This window comes from Ferrimicrobium sp., from assembly GCF_027319265.1.
Taxonomy (GTDB): Bacteria; Actinomycetota; Acidimicrobiia; order Acidimicrobiales; family Acidimicrobiaceae; genus Ferrimicrobium.
This window is the reverse complement of sequence record NZ_DAHVNP010000070.1, coordinates 69232-83044: the sequence shown is the minus strand read 5'-3', so window position 1 is coordinate 83044 and position 13813 is coordinate 69232. Positions and strand designations below refer to the sequence as shown.

The window sequence follows — 13813 nt, the reverse complement described above, 5'->3', positions numbered from 1 at the left end:
TCGTCCGTGGATCACGCATTGCTCGCTGTCTGTTTCCACCCACCGTGACGCGAGCCAGCTAGCGCCCTTCGATCGCCGCGAGTGCACGATTCAGGCTCAGTACGTTCACGTAGCCATCGCCAAAGATGCCGTATTCAGGCCCGGTGGTCTGTGCGTCGATGAGCTGGCGTAGGCGGCTAACCGAGATGCCGGTTGATCGGTGGATCATTGGGATCTGGACAAGAGCGCTCTTTTGGGAGATGTCGGGGTCGACCTCGCTTCCTGATGTGGTGACCAGTTCTTGGGTGGGGTCGACACCTTGGGCATGCCAGAACGCCACGAGTGCTTTGGTGTTATCGAGCAGTTGCTTTGACCGAGGGCCAAGATTGGTGCCTCCCGTCTCGGTGTCATTGTCGAGATCTGGCCGACCGTGGAACCAACGGTCTCCACTCCAGTGCTGGCCTATCTCGGTGGAGCCGTACGGGGTGAGTGAACCTTTTGCCTGGGTGGGAAAGAGGACATTGGCCAGCCCAGTCTCAACAAGTGGATAGGCAAGACCGAGGATGATAGCGAAGAAGAGGGCGAGAACGATTGAGCGGCGGATTTGAGTCAGCATTAGTACAACCTCGTGACCGTGAGAAGAATATCGATAAGTTTGATGCCGATGAAGGGGAGGATCACCCCACCCACTCCATAGATGAATACGTTTCTTCGGATGATCTCACCGGCAGCGGCGGGTCGAAACTTCACCCCTCGCAGCGCCAGCGGGATCAGAACGATGATGATCAGTGCGTTGAAGATCACTGCCGAGAGGATCGCGGTGATCGGGGAGTGAAGGTGCATGACGTTGAGCACCTTCAACTGTGGGTAGGCCGCAATGAAGAGTGCGGGGATAATGGCGAAGTACTTCGCGAGGTCATTGGCGATCGAGAAGGTGGTGAGCGCCCCTCGGGTGATGAGGAGTTGCTTGCCCACCTCGACGATCTCGATCAGTTTGGTGGGACTTGAATCGAGATCGACCATGTTCCCTGCCTCCTTGGCAGCGACCGTGCCTGAGTTCATCGCAACCCCGACGTCTGCCTGGGCGAGCGCTGGGGCGTCGTTGGTACCGTCACCGGTCATCGCAACGAGTTTGCCCCCCTCCTGCTCCTCCTTGATGAGTTCGAGTTTGCGCTCTGGTGTCGCCTCAGCGAGATAGTCATCGACGCCAGCCTCTGAGGCGATCGCGGCTGCCGTAAGAGGGTTATCTCCGGTGATCATCACGGTGCGGATGCCCATCTTACGCAGCTGGGCGAAGCGTTCCTTGATACCAGGCTTCACGACGTCCTTGAGTTCGACGACGCCGAGCACTCTCTTGTTCTCAGCGACCACCAGTGGGGTCGAGCCAGCGTTGGCGATCTCCTTGGTGAGATCGTCAACTTCACTGGGAACCTCTCCACCCTGGTCGATCACCCACCGTTTAACCGCTTCGGTTGCCCCCTTGCGAATCTGGGTGTCATTGATGTTCACGCCAGACATACGGGTGGTAGCTGAGAAGGGAACGAACTCGTAATCGGTACCGACTTCGTTGTCACGGATGCCGTACTCGTTTTTCGCCAGTACCACGATGGAACGACCCTCGGGTGTCTCATCAGCCATCGAGGCGAGTCGAGCTACTCGAGCCATCTCTTCATTGGAGGTGCCGCCGACGCCGACAAAGCGCGACGCCATTCGGTTGCCAAAGGTGATCGTTCCGGTCTTGTCGAGCAACAGGGTCGAAACGTCGCCGGCGGCCTCAACGGCTCGGCCTGACATGGCCAGCACGTTCTTTTGAACCATTCGGTCCATTCCGGCGATCCCGATCGCCGAGAGGAGGGCACCGATCGTCGTCGGGATGAGACAGACGAGAAGGGCGACAAGGGTAACGATCGCGATTCCTGTATGCGAAAAGTGGGCGAAGTACTCCAAGCTCACCACCACGGGAACAAAGATCACGGTCAATGCGATCAGGAGAATGGAGAGTGCGACCTCGTTGGGCGTTTTTTTGCGGTTCGCACCCTCGACTAGCGAGATCATTCGATCGAGGAACGAGTTGCCCGGCGTCGCGGTGATTTTGATCACGATGCGATCCGAAAGCACCATGGTGCCACCCGTCACCGACGACCGATCACCCCCAGCTTCGCGGATGACTGGTGCCGACTCCCCCGTGATGGCGGACTCGTCGACGGATGCAACGCCGTCGACGATCTCTCCATCGGAGGGAATGACGTCGTTGGCTTCACAGACGACGAGGTCGCCGGTCTGGAGTTGATTGGCTGGCACGACCTCCTCGGATCCATCGGAGTTAAGCCTTCGTGCCTCAGTCTCGGTTCGGGTTCGACGAAGGGTATCAGCCTGGGCCTTGCCTCGACCCTCGGCCATCGCCTCTGCAAAGTTGGCAAACAACACAGTAAAGGCGAGGACGATCGTGACCATCCACGAAAAGAGTGAGGTGTGGACAATCGATGCGATGAGGGTCACCACGGTCCCGAGGTAGACCACGAACATAACAGGGTTGCGCACCTGGACCCGAGGGTCGAGTTTGATGAATGACGCCTTGATGGCAGCGGTGAGGATGTCGCGGTCAAAGAGGGACTTCGACCCCGCGACTCCCTTGGTTCGAACGCTGGTAGCCATTTAGAAAAACCTCCCATGTGAGACCGCTTCCGCGATGGGTCCAAGAGCCACCGCCGGAAAGAAATTAAGAGCACCAACCAGTAAAATCACTCCGACCAGTAGACCGGTGAACATCGGGGTTGCAGTCAGGAACGTCCCGGCGGTTACCGGTACCTCCTCTTTGGCCGCCAACGAGCCGGCGAGTGCCATCACCGGTACGATGACGCCGAATCTTCCAATCAGCATGGCGATAGCACCGGTGATGTTGAAGTACGCGGTGTTGCTCGAGAGGCCGGCAAAGGCCGAGCCATTGTTGTTGCCCTGCGAGGTAAAGGCATAGAGGATCTCGGAGAATCCGTGAGGTCCGTGGTTCAAGATGGCCGCTCGTCCATCAGGGAGGGCAACGGTAATCGCGGTCAAGATCAGGACGGTGATCGGCATCACCAGCACTCCGATCGACGCCCAGATAATCTCGGTTTTCTGGATCTTCTTCCTCACGTACTCAGGTGTTCTCCCTACCATCAGACCGGCGATAAAGACGGTGAGGATAGCGAAGATCAAGATGGTGTAGATGCCGCTGCCAATACCGCCGGGGGAGACCTCACCGTACATCATGCCTGCTAGCATGCCAAGCCCACCGATCGGGGTGTAGGAGTCCGCGGAGGAGTTTACCGATCCGGTCGAGGTCTGTGTTGATGTTACGTTAAAGAGTACCGAATTGTCGACACCGAATCGTGATTCTTTGCCGACCATATTGCCGCGGGTACTGGTGATGCCAGCTGCGTGTACGGCGGGATTGCCGCCTTTTTCCGCTGCGAGCGTGAAGGCGAAGGTGCCAGCGAAGAGGATAATCATCGCCATGAGCACCGCAACGCCCTCCTTGATGTTGCCGACCATCTTGCCAAAGGTGTAGGTCAGGGCAACAGGGATGCAGAGGATCAGAACGATCTCCAGGAAGTTCGTGAATCCGGTCGGGTTTTCAAAGGGGTGTGCAGAGTTGGCGTTAAAGAAACCGCCACCGTTGGTGCCGAGCTGCTTGATCACCTCTTGGGAGGCCACCGGTCCTCGCAGGATGGTCTGGTGGACGCCGTTCAAGACATCATGAATGTGCGCTGGGCCAAGGAGCGTCTGGGGAGCTCCTTGCCAGACGAAGACGAGCGTCATGACGATCGAGATTGGGAGAAGAACGTAGAACACTCCACGAATGGTGTCGATCCAGAAGTTGCCAAGGGTACTCGATCGCTTCCGGGAAAAGCCGCGGATCACCGCGATCGCGACGGCAAGACCAACGGCGGCTGAGACGAAGTTTTGCGTCGCCAGGGCGACCATCTGTGAGAGATAGGACATCGTCGTCCCGCCAGCGTAGTTTTGCCAGTTGGTGTTGGTGAGAAACGACACCGCTGTGTTGAAGGCCAGTGCTGGTGTCACGTCACCAAGATGCTCGGGGTTGAGCGGGAGATGTCCCTGGAGAGCCAGCAGTAGGTAGGTGATCACCAAGGAGACGAGAGAGAAGACGAGCAAGGACCGGAGATACCGACGCCAGCTCTGCTCCGCGCCCGGTTGGATACCGAGGAGACGAAGGAGAGGTAACTCGATCCAGTCCAGAAAATGGACTCGCCCAGTGAACACTGCCGTCAGATATGAACCCAGATATCGCCAGATCAGGCCGAGCACGACCAGTAGGACAATGATTTCGATTACAAACGCCATGTAGACTCCCAGTTCCAGAACATGGGCTCATCCTATGTTCGAGCACCGGTCCGGCTTGGAGATTGGCCGCAACGTTGAGAGTCTGTTGACGCGGGGCAAGAGAGGTATCAAGAACTGTTGACATGGTTCGCCCAAAACGCTGACAGGGCGTACAGGAGCGACATTTTGAACACGTGACCCAGATGCTTTGGGGTGATGCATACCTGGCAGGAAGATTCGGACTTACCTTCATCCGGATCCGTGCGTGAGTTCTTGGGTAGGGCTGTAGAGTCGTTCCAAGACTATTGCCGAGATAGCCGCATTTTGCGCATACACATATCGAGGAGCCGGTTGAGTCAATTTGGTATTGAAGACTTCCCAGAGGTTCTCCAACAGGCGCAACGGGGTGATGAGGTAGCTTTTCGGGTTATCTATCGAACCTATCACCCTGGCCTGCTGCGGTTCTTGCGAGGTCGCCTTGGAGGTGATGCCGAAGACGTCGCTGCCGAGGTCTGGATCTCGGTCACCAAAGGATTGTCCAAGTTTGTTGGTGACGAGCTCGCCTTTCGTGCCTGGATCTTTGCTACCGCGCGACGTCGAATGATCGACCTCTACCGACGCCGGGCTGTTCGACCACAAATCGCACGAGACTCTGACGTGCACGAGCTGTCGGAGGTTGCTCCGCCTGAGCAATTAGAGATCGACGAGGCAGTCGCTGCTCTGGTGGAGGGGCTGAATGACGAGCAAGCCGAAATCGTGCTATTAAGGGTGCTTGGAGGATTTAGTGCGAAGGAGGTGGGCGACCTCTTAGGTAAGAGCGAGGCATCGGTACGCGTCGCGCAACACCGAGCGCTCGCAAAACTCGCTGAACATCTGAAGGATAAGGCGTAACGTAAGCAGCCTTCGCTGCGTTTATTCTGACAAGGTAAGGAGTGGAAGAGCGTTGGATCCGGACGAGATCGAAGACATTTTGGGTGGTCGTGGCGCTACGAGTTCCAATGGTCATCTCGCACGGCTAGTCCGCACTGCCCAAGCTCCAGCGACCACCCACGAGTTAGTCGCCGAGGATGTGGCCGTTGCCGCGTTCCGACGGTCGGTGGTGGTTGGGTCAGCACAACGGCGACGAGCGTTCTCACGTTTTACCCCGCTCAAGGTAGCGGCCGCGGCTGCTGCGTTCGTGGTGGTGGGAGGCGGATTCACTGCCGCGTTGACGCATGCGTTTACGCATCCAGCAGCAACTACAACGCCATCGGCCACACAAGCAACGCAATCGAAAGTACAAGTGAGTCCTTCGCACCAGCAGGTCGCTCCGTCGAAGGAGGACAACGGTCAAAACGGCAAGAAGACACCATCTGGATCGGAGCATTCAACAAAGGTGGCGGAGTCTGGCCAGACTAAGGAGCAAGGGAAGCAAAACGGCCAAGGGAAGCAAAACGGGCAGGGCACACTTGTCGCACCAGGCCAGGTGGGTAGCGCGGTGCCCGCGAGTTATCACGGTCTGTGTATGTCCTACAGCAAAGCGCTCAGTGAAGTACAAAGTTCCTCTGCCGTGACAACCAAAGTTTCGAAGCTACAGTCGTCAAAACAGTTTCTACGATTGGCAGAGAGTGCACTGAATCGTGGGTTGACTGTCCCTGAGTTTTGTTCAGCGATTCTCGGCACAAAGATACCGAATCCGAGTGTTCCAGGGTTTGGCTTGAATCCCACCTCTTCTACCGGGGATGGCAATACTTCGGGATCAAACTCCAATACGGGTGACCAACCCGCTGGAGCAGGATCGGGCGCGTCTGGCTCTGGACAGAACGATGGGGGAGGCGGGATCGTTTCAGCAGGTGTGCCAGCGAAGCTTCCGTAGTCGAGCGGAGATCACAATCTCGGTTCCAGGAGATAAACCGGCGGACGCCGACCCATGCGGCTGTTAAAGTGGATGTTTCTGGGGCTATAGCTCAGTTGGTTAGAGCGCAGCACTGATAATGCTGAGGTCCCTGGTTCGAGTCCAGGTAGCCCCACTCCCTTGCCAGAGCTGTGTTGTGAGCACGGTGTGCGCCTTCGGTTTCAGCTATGAACAATGCCTATTCGTAAGAGATGGCAGGAGTTCGATTGCGAAGCTACTCCAAGATCGGGCTAGCGCTTGTGGGGTGAGGTGGCCCGGCGTCGTGGATGGCTTTGATCTGCTTGCTGGCCGCGTTGGTGTTGACATCGGCGAGCACCGTCGACCGCAGTCATCTTCCGACTTGATCATCTCTCTATCGCGATTCCCGTGCTGCTGTCCCAGTCGGAATCGCTCGTGTGATGAATGGTGATCAGACCGGTCCGAGCGGATCGCAGCTGTGGAGTCGGTCGTACTCTGCGGTGACAAGAGCTCCGCAATGCAGCGCGGATCGTTCTCCGTCCGAACCAAAGGGAAATCGCAAGGACTGCTGTGCAAGGCCATAACGATGGCGATCCTCTGATGCCACAATGCCCATCACCTAAATGCTGCCTCAAGGGCACCAACGGCTGAATGCTCGAGTCCGTCAAGGAAGTGCTGCTCGCTCGCGTGCCTCTTCTGTGGGAAACGGACTTGTTCTATTTGCGAGTGAGCACAAACTTACCACTGTCGTGACGTGCGTGACGCCACGAGGTATCTGCGGTAATTAGCTAACTGGCACTCGCGGTGGGGGATGAGCTGGTAGTCGATTCGTGCTCAAAGAGTACCGGCGTCTCATGCGAAGCGTCTTCGAGCGAACGTCCGCGCGGCTCAGGGAGTGCAACGATGGTGAGCAGAACCCCAATAACAGACACGCCAGCCATGATTCCCATGACGCCACTGATCCCCACCGACTGGAGCAGATGAGGGACGAGTAGCGCACCAAGGAAACCACCAAACTTCCCCATTCCTGCCGAGATACCGTCGCCAGTACCACGTATTGACGTTGGGAAGACTTCAGCTGGGTAGACAAAAGTGGTGACGTTTGGACCGAACTCGGTGAAGAAATAGCTGATCGCAAAGAGTGGTAGGAAGATTGCCACCGAACTCGCACCATCCGGGATCAACCAGATCAGGGCGAAGGCTGCGGCCATGACGGCAAAGCCTTGCCACTGAATACGTCGGCGACCAATTCGATCCATCAGGAAGACCGCCAGCCAGTAGCCAGGGAAGGCGGCCACAGCGAAGATCAAGAGAGAGAGTAATGTATGGGAGAGCAACGACCCCTTTGGCTGGAGCAACTTCAAAATCAATGGTGATGAGACCGAGTTGCCATAGAAGGCGATGTCGAGCAAGAACCAACCACCCGCGGTCCCTATGAGTCTGAGCAAGAAGGGTTTCTGGGTCAGCTTGGCAATCGGGCGAGGGCGCATCTTTGCGGAGGTGACACTTTGTTCATCCGGTGTGACGGAGGTGTGTACACCTGTGACCCATTCGACGGTTTGCGCCGTTGCTGCGAGATCGCCCTTGATTCCCAGGGTATAACGGGGGGTCTCACGGATTTTGCGGCGAAGGTAGATCACCGAGGCGGCTGGAATCGCTCCGATGGCGAGCATGATCCGCCAGGAAAGATCTGAGGGAACGCCACTGCTGAGGAAAATGGTCGCGATTGCTGGACCAGCAACGAGGCCAAGAGCTTGCATCGAGAAGACGGTGCCGATTAATTTGCCTCGAGATTGACGGTTCGAATATTCAGAGGTGATAACTGCAGAGGTCGCGTAATCGCCACCGACACCATATCCAACGATGATTCGAAAGATCAGCAGGGAAGTGAAGTTCCAAGCGAAGGCGCTCAGGATCGCGCCAACGACCAAAATGGCCACTTCGACCCCATACATGCGCTTGCGACCGAGTTTGTCCATCAATCGGCCGAAAGTAAGCGCACCAGCCACCGATGCCAGGAGAGATATGGAGTTCAACAACGAGATCTGGTCGGTGTTGAGGTGAAAGATTGGTGTAAGGAGGACCGTCACCGTACCGATGATGAAGAGATCATACGCGTCGGTGAAGAACCCCATTCCCGAGGTAAACACCGTCACCCAGTGCTTGCGTCCAACCTTCGCCTCGTCGAGCGAGTGGTAGAGGTTGCTAATCGACGCCTCTGAATCTTCCATTATCGGGACCCTCCTGACCGCGAAGGTAATGCACTCTTCGACTCTCAAGCTAGCAACCGATTGCGAGCATAAAGAAAACAAAAGGTTGCGTGTAGGTAATGGAACTGTGAACGAAAGGTAAACAAAACGCTTGGGAGGAAGGAGGGTTCGTTGAGAGGCTGGTGCCTACGATGCAGGATCTTCACGAGGATTCCAAACCGGTGATCTGGAGCAGTAGTGGGTGTTGTGCACGATTGATCGGATGGAAAGGTTTTGGTTGGCGAGTAGTACGGCTCCAGTTGTCAACAGGAGTATCCCGGTTCTCGTGGAACACTTCTTCTTTGTGGCGTTCGATGACCATCTGGTTCGTGCCCTCGGGCTCGTTCCTACGGGTAGCTCAGTACTGACTCACCTGCACCGGGTTATGATTGGCGCAGAGCCCGGAGCATGCTCACTTCGCACATGCCATCCATCTCGTCGCATCGCTCACCGGTGTCAACGAATCCATGTCGTTCATAGAGCGCAATGGCCGCCCGGTTCATCTCGCGGACGTAGAGACGCACTTGGGCGAGATCTCGTTCGCTCGCCCAGCGCAATACCTCACCAATCAGCCGATCACCGACTCCTCGACCCCGGAATTCGGGAGAGACCCATAGGGACACCAGTTCTGTCTCGCCAGCGGTCGGCGTCGTTGTCGCCACCATCCCGGCGGGTTGGTGGTCAAAGAGACAGACCAAGGCGAGAGCAGAGTTACGCAAGCGGTCCCGCCACCGTGATTCTTGATCGGATTTCCCACTCCATTGTTCAAGGGTGGATCCAAAAGCGTTGGGGGCGTCGGCAAGCGCTTGCAGACGGAGAGACCTCCATAGCTGCCAGTCCGTCTCAGTCAGAATGGAAATTGAAATCTTCTCGATGGTCGCGTCATCCATTGGCCCAGAGCCTAGCCGGGTGAGAAGTTCGTGTCTTTTGGAGCGATAGTTACGATGAACGAGCTGTCAGGTACTCGAGCCCTACCTGTCTCGCGAGATGATGTGCGTTCTGGTATGGTGCGGTGATGTCGCCAAGGTAGTGGCGATCGACCTTGGCAACTGAGGTGTAGTTGGTGTCACAGACGTTTGCTAACGGAGACTCAACAAGCTGTGAGACCAGCTGATAGGAGTCCATGCGCCCTATCCCACAGAGGGATGCGACCCAGTCCACCATCTCCACCTGAGCGATCCTAAAGGCATCCTCAAGCGGACGGGCTGATCCGGTGGTCATCAGGTACTTGTCAGACTCCAATTTGGGCCAAGGCGTGGGAGTGCCTTTGATGAGGTCAAGATAGACGACGGTGTTCATCGCGCATTCAACGGCTACACCACAACTTTCTCCCTCGCCTTGCCGTGCGTGTCCGTCACCGAGAGAGAAGAGTGCTCCCTCGACGTTGACCCCGAAGTAGCAGGTGACACCAGCACGTAGTTCAGGAGTGTCCATATTACCACCGTGTGCATCAGGTACCAGCGCAGAGCGTACCTCGAGATTGGCCGGCGCGACGCCAACGGTTCCGTGCATCGGATCCATGGGGAGCTCGACTGAGAATTCACCAACATCGGAACGAAATCGGCATTGTCGAGTTTGTCGATCAAGTTCCCAGATCCAGACGATCTCGGGGAGGGGGTCCTGCAACGTTGCCGTGAGGTGGGTCGAGGTGAGTGCACCAAAGAGCGGGACGGTAGTGGACACCGCCCAATCCCGGGCTGGCTCGATCTCGATGAAGTGGGCTACGACGGTATCGCCAACCTCGGCGCCCTTGAGGTAAAAAGGTCCAGTCTGTGGATTGAGGAACGGGAACTCACAAACCTCCGAGACAAGGTCAGTTTTGGCCCGAACTTTGCCAGCAAAGCAATCCTCGGTGAAGACCTCCAAGATCGTCCCCGGGTCGATCTCCATGACGGGTTCTCGACCACCAAACGTCCAGCAAAGCTGTTCTTCAGTAGGAGTAAAGGTGATCACAGGGTTCTTCATGATGGTGCTCCAGACTCATCGACAATCTCTTCGAGGAAGACTTCGGAGATGCGGTTCACTGCACCTGGAGAGGCTGATCGAAGACGTAGAAATACTATCACACCAAGGATCAACCAGACCGCGACGATGGGTCCGGCATAGGATGCGGGTGCGGTAAGAGGGGAGATAAACGAGAATGCCGCGATCCCAGCTCCAGCAAGGAGGGCAGGGAAAAGAAAGGCGATGGCAAGCAACGGCACTATACCGTGAGAGAAGAAGTTGAAGCGATCTTCGGAGATTGACCTCGCGAAGTAGACCATTGAAGAGAGATTCATCAGGATGTAAACCGCGACGACGACAATCGTGATGAGGGTGCCATCGAGTGCGAATCCGTTCTCTGGTCCGAAGGCTAGTCCAAGAAGCAGCGTTGCCGCTGCCGAGACGATGATCTGCGAGTAGACAGCGAACTGAGGAACCTTGGTTTTGGCGTGAACCTTGCCAAGCACACCCGGGAAGACTCCTATTCGCCCTAAGGCAAAGGCCATACGGGTGGATACAGAGGTGCCAGCATTTGCATTACCAATGGTCGAATTAATGATCGCCAAGAAGATCAAGATCCAGAAGAGGCCATAGAAGTCTCGGCTCAGGCCAACCCAGGACGCTGCCCCAGCGCCTGCAAAGGAGCTAAAGCGAGCTGGACCATAGGCGACCGAGGCTGCATAGGTGGTGAAGACATAGATTAAGCCAATCGCCAAGGTGGATCCGAGAATGGCAAAGCGGATCGTTCGTTTGGGATCCTTCGCTTCTTCTGCGAGCGGTGCTGCCGCTTCAAATCCTGCGAAGGCGAGGAGGCTGTAAACCGAGCCAGCGAAGACACCCGAGAGCCCGTGGAATCCCTTCGGGGTGTATTTAGTGGTGAAGACGGAGAGTGTGTTGTGCGAGCCCGCGTGCACTACGAAGAGGATACCCGCGGCGAGAAAGATGACAATCTCGATACTCCCAAGGATCGTGCCTGTTTTGGCCGAGGTCGTGATGCCGAGAAGCGCGAGAGCTCCGACGAGGGCGATTCCGACGAGTGACCATGGCCACCAAAGACTGCTCGGATAACCGAACTCAGAATTGAAGGTACCGGCGATGGTGAAACCGAGCTGCAGAAAGAGGAGAGCCGGTACTAACGCGTAGACGAATACGTATCCCCAACCGACAAAAAATCCAACGATTGGGTGGAGAGCCTGCGAAGCGTAGGTCGCAAATGAACCTGCTGATGGAATTCGGGAAGCGAGTTCGCTGATGGAGTAGGCGGTGAGCAGGCTACCGATGAGCGCAACGATCACCGCCAACGTGAGTGCGCCGCCGGCAAATCCTGCTCCTGCGGGAATCGACGCTGCAATTGCTGCTCCTGGAGCCATCGCGGTGATGCTTTGGAAGAGCACCTCGCGGCGCCCAATCGCACCAGCTTTTAGCCGACCAGAATCTGATGTTGCTGACATTTGCCCCCCTTGGCTTCACTGCGACCAATGTTGGGTCGATACTATCTGAACCAGAAGGCACTAGAGGCAGATTTTATGAAAATTTTATTACAGATGAGTCTCTTTACGTTTCTGCTTCAAGGCGCCAGCGGCGGTATCCAAGTACGATAGTTGAGGCGGAGTGCTGAGCGATAATGATTCATTCGATCTAAGCGGCTAAGATCAGTCGGCACTTTCTGAGAGACGGTTAGACTCTTGAGGTCCACTCAAATCATCATGGTCGGATTAAGGGGGCGTAGCTCAGCTGGAAGAGCGCCTGCTTTGCACGCAGGAGGTCAGGGGTTCGAGTCCCCTCGTCTCCACCATATAACCCCAGTTCAGAGCGCTATACGCATAACTGGATAGGAGAATCTGAGGCTTCGTGGCCCCTACGCTGGCCCCTAACGAATTCCTGGGGTACAATGGACAGCATGAGACAGCCAGAGACGCGCAGGGCTAGAGGGATGGGATCGGTCAAGTATTACTCGCCGACCGAGTATCGAGCCGTGCTCCGATGGACAGATGAGCTTGGCAAGTCGAGGACGCGGACGCGCGTATGCACCACCAAGCAAGAAGCCGAGCAAGCGCTCAAGGAGTTTCGCGCTGAGAGGGACAAAGGACTAGCTAAGTCTCGACCCGCGACGTTGGGCGATCTCTTGGCCACGTGGCTTGAGGTGAAACTACCTGACGTGGCACAAGCTACGCAAGGTCAATACAAATGGGCGGTGGAAAAGCTTACACCTATCTCAGGGGCAAAGCTAACGGAGCTTCGCTCAGCGACTCTTGATCGTGCTATCGGGGAGGTTGAGGGCTCGGCGCGCTCGCGCCAGATTGCGCGCACCGTGCTCAGGGCCGCTTGCGCCTGGGGAGTGAGCCAAGGACTGCTCGTAACTGATCCTGCAAAGGGCACGCGGGCGATCAAGCAGGAACGCAAGGAGCTAACCGCATGGACACCAGCTCAGATCGAGAGATTCAAGAGGCTTTGCGAGACAGAACGCCTCGGGCCTTTGTACCTTACGTTGGCTACTCTCGGGCTTCGGCGAGGTGAGGCGCTGGCTCTGCGTTGGGACGATTACGACCCCACCACACGCACCCTCACGATCAACAAGTCTCGCTCGAAGGCGTGGGATAGCGTCGTAGAAGGACCCACCAAGACTGCAAGAAGTCAGAGGGTTATACCTGTCCCGGAGCCGCTGGCGGCGGTCCTAGAGGCTCACAGGGTCACACAGAGGGCAGAGGTAGAACGCCTGCTCAGCTTAGGGATTCGCGCGGAGTCCGGCTATATGTTCTTGAGTGATTTTGGCAAGGCGCTCGACCCAGATACGGTGAGCCATAAGTTCGCGCGTCTCGCTCGAAGTGCAGACCTTGGAGAGCGACACCTACACGAGTTGCGGCATTTGGCCGCGTCGTTGTTGTTGAGTCAAGGTGTCCCGATGCCAGTAATCTCTCGGGTGCTGGGTCACAGTTCGACCGCGGTCACCGACACCATCTACGCTCATTTGGCAGTTGAGGATTTGCGAGTGGCGATCGACTCTAGCTCAAGGCTCTTGGGAAGCTGAGGGCATGAACAGCGGGGCCGCGGCCCCGTCCCGATAAGTTTTGGCGGACTCTTCGCGGTCGACGATCCCGGCGCTCAGGGTTCGCTGATCACCTGTTGACTCGTTGATGCTCACGTGAACCAGCTCACCATCGGCGGCGGCTATTAGTGCTTCAATCTTGGTCATCCATCGAGGTTTGACGTAGGGAGCCAAAGCCGCGCGCTTTAGGAGCGCTGCGGGCGATGCGGTCTGAACGATGCCACAGCACTCGACGCGCGTCGGTTCAGTGATCGCTTGCCATTGAGTACGTGATGCCTCATTGTCAAATACGAGCAGACCCTCAGCGCGGTACGTATCGGCTGGACGGCGCTGCATGCGCTTCGTTCGCACCTCGACTATTCCGTCTTTGATCGGTCGCAC

The 13813-nt window shown here is 56.8% G+C and carries 12 protein-coding genes and 2 tRNA genes; 5 read left to right on the top strand and 9 right to left on the bottom strand.

What is annotated here, in order from left to right; genetic code table 11:
• Nucleotides 1–58 precede the first annotated feature (58 nt).
• Genes M7439_RS10605 through kdpA form a run of 3 tightly spaced genes read right to left on the bottom strand, consistent with a single transcriptional unit; the run spans nt 59 to nt 4323 of the window.
• Nucleotides 59–595 (bottom strand): potassium-transporting ATPase subunit C, encoded by a 537-nt coding sequence (locus tag M7439_RS10605; protein WP_298342677.1) that lies wholly within the window; start codon nt 593–595, stop codon nt 59–61.
• Nucleotides 595–2634: a potassium-transporting ATPase subunit KdpB gene (kdpB, locus tag M7439_RS10600; protein ID WP_298342673.1), complete on the bottom strand. Its 2040-nt coding sequence runs from the start codon at nt 2632–2634 to the stop codon at nt 595–597. The genes M7439_RS10605 and kdpB overlap by 1 nt, the downstream gene beginning before the upstream one ends.
• Complete coding sequence (gene kdpA / locus M7439_RS10595) at nt 2635–4323, bottom strand: potassium-transporting ATPase subunit KdpA (protein ID WP_298342671.1); 1689 nt, start codon at nt 4321–4323, stop codon at nt 2635–2637. It abuts the gene before it with no gap.
• A 330-nt stretch (nt 4324–4653) separates the two neighbouring features.
• On the opposite strand from kdpA, the gene M7439_RS10590 reads away from it, so the two are divergent.
• The 3 genes from M7439_RS10590 to M7439_RS10580 all read left to right on the top strand — a co-directional run bounded on the left by M7439_RS10590 (nt 4654) and on the right by M7439_RS10580 (nt 6311).
• Nucleotides 4654–5193, top strand: coding sequence for an RNA polymerase sigma factor (locus M7439_RS10590; RefSeq protein ID WP_298342668.1), 540 nt, complete (start codon nt 4654–4656; stop codon nt 5191–5193).
• Between the two features lie 52 nt (nt 5194–5245).
• On the top strand, nt 5246–6157 hold the full coding sequence (locus M7439_RS10585; protein WP_298342665.1) for a hypothetical protein: 912 nt from the start codon (nt 5246–5248) through the stop codon (nt 6155–6157).
• An 80-nt stretch (nt 6158–6237) separates the two neighbouring features.
• A tRNA-Ile gene (locus M7439_RS10580) sits at nt 6238–6311 on the top strand.
• Between the two features lie 294 nt (nt 6312–6605).
• Here the strand turns inward: M7439_RS10580 and M7439_RS10575 are convergent.
• The 5 genes from M7439_RS10575 to M7439_RS10555 all read right to left on the bottom strand — a co-directional run bounded on the left by M7439_RS10575 (nt 6606) and on the right by M7439_RS10555 (nt 11837).
• Nucleotides 6606–6761, bottom strand: a complete 156-nt coding sequence (locus M7439_RS10575; protein WP_298342662.1) for a hypothetical protein — start codon at nt 6759–6761, stop codon at nt 6606–6608.
• A gap of 181 nt (nt 6762–6942) precedes the next feature.
• A complete protein-coding gene (locus M7439_RS10570; protein WP_298342659.1) occupies nt 6943–8385 on the bottom strand; it encodes an MFS transporter in 1443 nt (480 codons plus the stop codon).
• A gap of 401 nt (nt 8386–8786) precedes the next feature.
• On the bottom strand, nt 8787–9293 hold the full coding sequence (locus M7439_RS10565; RefSeq protein ID WP_298342655.1) for an N-acetyltransferase: 507 nt from the start codon (nt 9291–9293) through the stop codon (nt 8787–8789).
• A gap of 49 nt (nt 9294–9342) precedes the next feature.
• Nucleotides 9343–10368 (bottom strand): acetamidase/formamidase family protein, encoded by a 1026-nt coding sequence (locus M7439_RS10560; protein ID WP_298342652.1) that lies wholly within the window; start codon nt 10366–10368, stop codon nt 9343–9345.
• The gene (locus tag M7439_RS10555; RefSeq protein ID WP_298342650.1) at nt 10365–11837 is read right to left on the bottom strand and encodes an APC family permease; all 1473 of its coding nucleotides are present in this window, start codon (nt 11835–11837) and stop codon (nt 10365–10367) included. The genes M7439_RS10560 and M7439_RS10555 overlap by 4 nt, the downstream gene beginning before the upstream one ends.
• Nucleotides 11838–12105: 268 nt before the next feature.
• Here M7439_RS10555 and M7439_RS10550 point away from each other — a divergent pair.
• Both M7439_RS10550 and M7439_RS10545 read left to right on the top strand, forming a co-directional pair.
• Nucleotides 12106–12181 (top strand) — tRNA-Ala (locus tag M7439_RS10550).
• A gap of 138 nt (nt 12182–12319) precedes the next feature.
• The gene (locus M7439_RS10545; protein ID WP_298342647.1) at nt 12320–13414 is read left to right on the top strand and encodes a site-specific integrase; all 1095 of its coding nucleotides are present in this window, start codon (nt 12320–12322) and stop codon (nt 13412–13414) included.
• On the opposite strand, the gene M7439_RS10540 is transcribed toward M7439_RS10545, so the two are convergent.
• Entirely contained in the window at nt 13394–13768 is a 375-nt protein-coding gene (locus M7439_RS10540; protein WP_298342644.1) for a hypothetical protein, read from the bottom strand. The genes M7439_RS10545 and M7439_RS10540 overlap by 21 nt on opposite strands.
• Between the last annotated feature and the right edge of the window lie 45 nt (nt 13769–13813).

Bases quoted from the DNA above. Each gene is read 5' to 3' on its own strand.
- M7439_RS10555 (WP_298342650.1), bottom strand. From the start codon at position 11,837: ATGTCAGCAACATCAGATTCTGGTCGGCTAAAAGCTGGTGCGATTGGG.
- M7439_RS10605 (WP_298342677.1), bottom strand. From the start codon at position 595: ATGCTGACTCAAATCCGCCGCTCAATCGTTCTCGCCCTCTTCTTCGCT.
- M7439_RS10540 (WP_298342644.1), bottom strand. From the start codon at position 13,768: ATGCAGCGCCGTCCAGCCGATACGTACCGCGCTGAGGGTCTGCTCGTA.
- M7439_RS10560 (WP_298342652.1), bottom strand. From the start codon at position 10,368: ATGAAGAACCCTGTGATCACCTTTACTCCTACTGAAGAACAGCTTTGC.
- M7439_RS10545 (WP_298342647.1), top strand. From the start codon at position 12,320: ATGGGATCGGTCAAGTATTACTCGCCGACCGAGTATCGAGCCGTGCTC.
- M7439_RS10565 (WP_298342655.1), bottom strand. From the start codon at position 9,293: ATGGATGACGCGACCATCGAGAAGATTTCAATTTCCATTCTGACTGAG.
- M7439_RS10570 (WP_298342659.1), bottom strand. From the start codon at position 8,385: ATGGAAGATTCAGAGGCGTCGATTAGCAACCTCTACCACTCGCTCGAC.
- kdpB (WP_298342673.1), bottom strand. From the start codon at position 2,634: ATGGCTACCAGCGTTCGAACCAAGGGAGTCGCGGGGTCGAAGTCCCTC.
- kdpA (WP_298342671.1), bottom strand. From the start codon at position 4,323: ATGGCGTTTGTAATCGAAATCATTGTCCTACTGGTCGTGCTCGGCCTG.